General features: G+C 68.6%; 7 protein-coding genes. All 7 read right to left on the bottom strand.

All coding sequences use genetic code 11. The features are described from left to right. Positions 1–371 (bottom strand): energy-coupling factor ABC transporter permease (locus tag PHX69_RS15225; protein ID WP_288044849.1); only part of this gene is annotated, 371 nt, incomplete at its 3' end. A gap of 12 nt (positions 372–383) precedes the next feature. Next, entirely contained in the window at positions 384–836 is a 453-nt protein-coding gene (locus PHX69_RS15220) for a cobalamin biosynthesis protein (RefSeq protein ID WP_288044845.1), read from the bottom strand. Continuing rightward, positions 833–1,672 (bottom strand): cobalamin biosynthesis central domain-containing protein, encoded by an 840-nt coding sequence (locus tag PHX69_RS15215; protein ID WP_288044843.1) that lies wholly within the window; start codon positions 1,670–1,672, stop codon positions 833–835. The genes PHX69_RS15220 and PHX69_RS15215 overlap by 4 nt, the downstream gene beginning before the upstream one ends. Then, positions 1,669–2,526: a precorrin-2 C(20)-methyltransferase gene (gene cobI, locus PHX69_RS15210; RefSeq protein WP_502958548.1), complete on the bottom strand. Its 858-nt coding sequence runs from the start codon at positions 2,524–2,526 to the stop codon at positions 1,669–1,671. Before cobI ends, PHX69_RS15215 begins: the two co-directional genes overlap by 4 nt. 5 nt (positions 2,527–2,531) lie before the next feature. Beyond that, entirely contained in the window at positions 2,532–3,824 is a 1,293-nt protein-coding gene (gene cbiE / locus PHX69_RS15205) for a precorrin-6y C5,15-methyltransferase (decarboxylating) subunit CbiE (protein ID WP_288044838.1), read from the bottom strand. After that, positions 3,817–4,929, bottom strand: a complete 1,113-nt coding sequence (locus PHX69_RS15200; protein WP_288044836.1) for a cobalt-precorrin-5B (C(1))-methyltransferase — start codon at positions 4,927–4,929, stop codon at positions 3,817–3,819. Before PHX69_RS15200 ends, cbiE begins: the two co-directional genes overlap by 8 nt. Before the next feature lie 7 nt (positions 4,930–4,936). Beyond that, positions 4,937–5,250: precorrin-8X methylmutase (locus tag PHX69_RS15195; protein WP_288044834.1), on the bottom strand; the 314-nt coding region annotated here is incomplete at its 5' end.

Raw genomic sequence — 5,250 nt, 5'->3', positions numbered from 1 at the left:
TTGCCCAGGGTGTGGTGTACCGTGACCAGCGGCACGGCCAGGCTCAGGAAGTTGATGGCCAGGTGGGCCAGGTCTTGCGGCTCAAACACCAGCGCCTGCATGAGCAGACCGACGCCAAAGCCAAACAACGTGGGAACAAAGCCAAACAACAGGTAAATCGGCATGGCACCCACCAGGTGCAGCTCCGACGGGCCCACAGGCACGTGCCACGCCTGCATCAGCACGCTGAAGAAGAACGCAGCCAGGGCGGTGCGCAGCCACGCCGCAGGACTTTTGAGCAGGCCCAGGGCGTGGGCGCCCAGCAGCGCGGTGGCGGCGGCTGAGGCGTAGGCAATTTTTTCGGGCGAGAGGATGCCGATTTCGATGTGCATGGGGGTTTCCTTTCAAGAAACGTCAGAGGGGTGGGTGGGAAATTGCGAGGCAGAAAACGACGCGGCCGCACGGGCGATCGACACGGTGGCGTTCTTGCCATCGGGCCCGCGATGCTTGTGTTTTTCGACCAGCAGGGCCGACATGGGCACCCGCCCGGCCAGCAGCGCCGCCGCCTCGCTGACCGAGGGCGTGCCGACATGGCGCAGCACCGTGGCCGAGGGGTTGGGCACGGGCACAGCGGCCAGCTCTGCCGGGCTGAACCATTGCAGCGTCCAGCCGTGCAGCGCGGCCAGTTGTGCCAGGGCCGGCTCGTCGGCCTTGAGGGTGATGCTGGCCACGGCCACGATGTCGGCGGGCGTGGCGCCCAGTTGTGCCAGGGCTTCGTGCAGGCAGGTCTGTACGGTGGCCAGCGGTGTGCCCCGGTCGCAGCCCAGCCCGACGCTGAGCAAGGTGCGCGGCGTCATGCCCCCGCTGCCGTGGGTGTGCAGGCCGTGCTGGCGTCAGCGGGCTGGCCTGCTGGCGGGCGGTACACCACCAGCCGCTCGGCCCAGGCATCCCACAGCGCCGGGGGAACGCTGGCATCGGTAATCCACAGCACGGCCCGGTGGTGCGTGGGGCGCACCTGGCTGAAGGCACTCAGCCGCTCGATGTGCGCGGGCAGCGGCGTGGGCCGTGTCCACCAGCGGGTGCTGCCCGCCTCTTGCACCACGGCGATGGGCTCGCCATTGACCACATGCGCCGAAACCCGGGTGATGTTGATTTTGGGTGCCTCCACGCGCCAGCCCAGGTGGCGGCCCAGGATATCGACGGGGATGGTTTTGCCCACATCCGAGGCGGTGGTCAGCACGGGGGTGGCGCCGATCAGGTCGGCAATGCGCTCGCTCATGGCGTTGGCACCACCGACATGGCCCGACAGCACCGGAATGACAAATTGCCCGGCGTCATCGACCACCGTGACGCCGGGGTCTTCGTCTTTGGATTGCAAGTGCGGCGCCACCAGCCGCACCACCGCGCCCAGTGAGACAAAAAACACCAGTTGATCGTAGGCCGCAAACAGCGGTGCCATTTCGTCGCGCAGCGCGCCTTCATAGGCGCGCACCGGGTTGCCCAGGCCGTCAAATGCGTGGGCAAATTTGGCGGCAGTGCAGACATGGGCATCAGGCAAATCACGCGCCAGCTGGGCCGCCTGGGCCGCGCCGTGGCGGGTGATGGCGACGATGCAGACGCGGGCTTCTTGCAGAGGCTGTGCGGGGGTTGAGAGCACCACGGCGGGCGCTGCGGGGGATGCGGTGGCGGTCATTCGGCGGTTTCCAGTGCGGCACAGAGGCCATGGCGATCGGCAGGCGGCAATGGCGCAGGCGATGTCTTCTTGAGGCAGCCCTTGATGCGCTCGCCCCGGATGCGGTGCGGGTTCTTCACCACCATGAGCGAGAGGTAGCTGACCTTGGTGCCACGCAGCGCGGGCAGATCCACGCCGTTGATGCTGCGCTCGTCGGGCGCACCCACGCGCTCAATGAACTGGGTGTGGGGCAGCAGGTCGCGGCGGGTGAGCCAGTCGATCAGGTCGTCCATCAGGGGCTTGACCTTCATCAGCACCAGGGTGTCGAAGTCGGTCAGAAGGCGATCGACTGCACTGACGCCGTAGGCGGCGGGCACGATGGCGATGGTGTCGTCCTGCTCGGCCAGCGGCAGGTTGCGTGCGGCGCAAGCGGCGGTGAAGGCGTTGACCCCGGCAATGACCTGGGTGGTGGTGCGCGGCTCCAGCGCCTGCACCGTGCGCGCCAGGTGGCCGAAGGTGGCGTAGGTGCTGGCGTCGCCTTCCACCAAAAACAACACGTCTTGCCCGGCCAGCAGCCAGGGCAGCACTGTCTGGGCGGCGCGCAGCCAGGCGCGGGCGAGCTTGTCGCCGTCGTGCGTCATGGGAAACAGCAGCGTTTGGTGCTGCGCAGGCGGTGTGAGCCCGGCGCGCTGCACGATGTCAAAGGCGTAGCTGGGCGTCTTGGTGCTGCGGGCCGGGTACGTCCACACTGCATCGGTGCGCTGCAATTGCGCCCACGCGGCGCGGGTGATGAGGCCCGGGTCGCCAGGGCCGAGGGATACACCGATGAGGCGGCCCAGCGATGGGGTGGTGGGGGCTGCGGCGGCAGGGGTCATGACGGTCATGCTCCATCGCCCGGCTGGGCGCAGACGATCCACACCGGGTTTTCAGCGGCCATGCGGTGCATGTGCAAGATGGGTTTGCTGCGGGCGGCTTGCAGTTGCAGCACATCCCAGGTGGCCCCCAGCGCTTGCAATGTTTGCGTGGCGGTGGCCAGGTTCTCCAGGGTGACAAAGTTCATCACCAGCCAGCCGCCGGGGCGCAGGCGGCGCAGGCACAGGGCGATCAGGTCGGCCAGTTCGCCGCCCGAGCCACCGATAAAGATGGCGTCGGGGTCGGGCCAGGCGTCCAGGCCCTCGGGGGCTTTGCCGTGTACCAGCGTGTGGTTGCTGATGCCCAGGGCGCGCGCGTTCTGGCGGGCAATAGCGGCGTCGGCCTCGTTTTTCTCTATGGCCCAGACATGGCCTTGCGGGCACAGGCGCGCAGCTTCCAGCCCCACCGAGCCGCTGCCCGCGCCAATGTCCCACACCCGGCTGTCGCAGCGCAGTTGCAGCCGCGCCAGCGAGACGGCGCGCACTTCCTGTTTGGTGATCAACCCCTTGTCGGGCTGGCGCTGCTGGTAGGCGCTGTCGGCCAGGCCCAGGCACACCGGGCGCGGGCGTGCCGTGGTGCGCAGCAGCAGCACCACGTTGGGGTCGGCAAAGCGGTGCAGGGCGGCTTCTGCGGGCGGCATGTCGGCCCAGGTGCGCTCGTGCGGCGAGCACAGGCGCTCAGCCACGCACAGCACAAAGTCGTCTCCCAGCCCTTCGGCCAGCAGCAGGCGGGCAATGCGGTCGGGGCTGTTGTCGGGGCTGGTCAGCACGATCAGGCGCTCGTGCTGGCGCACCGCTTGCGCCAGCGCATACAGGCCGTGGCCGGGTGCGGTGCCCGCTTGCCATTCGCCAGCGTCTTTGCTGTGTACCGAAACAATGCGCGCGTCTTGCCAGGCCACACCAAAACGGGCGCAGGCCAGTTGCAGCGTGGAGACGTTGGGCAAGACCTCGATGGCCGCAATGCACAGGCGCGCGGCCAGGTAGCTGGCAATGCCGTGGCACAGCGGATCGCCCGTGGCCAGCACCACGCTGGTTTGCTGGGCTTCGCGGGCTTGGGCAATCCAGCCGGGCACGGCGCTGAGCTGGCCGGTCAGGTCGCGGCGGATGGCGTGGGGGGCGATGTCATCGTCGAGCAACGCCAGCGTGCGCGCACCGCCAATGACCCAATCGGCCCGGCGCAAAAAGGCCAGTGCCGTGGCGCTCAGGCTGGCGGCGCCGTCGTCCAGAACGCCAATCACGCGGCAGGGTTGGGGGTCAGTCATGGGAAAAAGCCTCTGCCACTTTGCGACCGTCAAAGTCGCACACCAGCACATGGAGTTGAAATTGGCCGCCATAGCGCGCCGGTGCCATCAGCGTGCGCACCACGGCGCGGGCCAGGGCGGTATGGAACGGTGCCGACAGGCCCAGCGCCTCCATGCGCTCGGCGGCAAAGCGGGCGGTTTCGGCGGCGGCGATGGCCGCGCAGTCGGCGGGCGGTGCGCCCAGGCTGGCGGCCAGGTCGGCCAGCAGTTGCGTATCGACCTCGGCGCGGTGGGCGTGGGTGATGGTTTCGCCCTGGGCAATTTTGGTCAGTTTGCCGACCATGCCGCCAATCACCACCTGGCGCAGGCCCTGGGCCACGGCCTCATCCAGGGCGTAGCGCAGAAAGTCGCCCATCTGCACAAAGCAGGCGGGGGGCAGGTCGGGGCGCTCTTTCATGGTGAACTGCTCGGTACGCCCGCCCGTGGTCAGCACCACCACCCCGTGGCCCAGCGTGGCCGCCACCTGAATGCCTTGCACCACGCTGGCGCGGTAGGCCGCGGTGGAATACGGTTTGACGATGCCGGTGGTGCCCAGAATCGAGATGCCGCCCACAATGCCCAGCCGCGCGTTGAGCGTTTTTTTGGCCATCTCCACGCCCTGCGGCACCGACAAGGTGATGGCCAGCCCGGTGTGCTCCAGCAGCGCCCCGGCGGCGGCGCGCACGTTGCTTTCGATGTTGCGCCGGGGCACCGGGTTGATGGCCGGGCCACCCACCTCCAGCCCCAGCCCGGCCATGGTCACGGTGCCAATGCCCAAGCCGCCGCGCAGGCACACCACGCCGGGTTGGCCGGGCAGGGTGCGCACATCGGCGGTCAGGTGCGCTTTGTCGGTGCAGTCAGGGTCGTCGCCTGCATCTTTGATGACCATGGCGTGGGCGGTGGTGCCATCGCAGCGGCCATCGTGGACGGTAAAGCGCACCGCATCGCCATTGGGCAGCAGGCAATCGACCGCGTCGGGCACCGTGCCATGCACCAGGCCCTGCACTGCGGCGGCAGCGGCGGCGGCGGAGCACGCCCCGGTGGTGAACCCGGTGCGGGTGCCCCGGCGAACGGTTTTTTCCATCATGGCGGTGTCAGCCCTGCCCGCAGGGGTTGGCCTCGCGCCACTGCTTTTGCTGCGCCTCGGTCAGCGCCAGCAGCGCGTGCAAGGCAGCCACCACCAGCGTCGAGCCGCCCTTGCGCCCGCGAATCACCAGCCACGGCACTTCGTGCTGGCTGGCAATCAAGTCTTTGGATTCGGCTGCCGAGACAAAGCCCACCGGCATCCCCACGACCAGCGCGGGGCGCACACCCTCTTGCGCAATCAGCCGGGCCAGTTCGATGAGCGCCGTGGGCGCATTGCCAATGCCCACGATGGCGCCTTGCAACAAGCCCAGGCGGTGGGCCT

Source organism: Simplicispira sp. (genome assembly GCF_028687295.1).
GTDB lineage: Bacteria > Pseudomonadota > Gammaproteobacteria > Burkholderiales > Burkholderiaceae_C > Simplicispira > Simplicispira metamorpha.
This window is presented reverse-complemented; position numbering and strand designations above follow the sequence as displayed.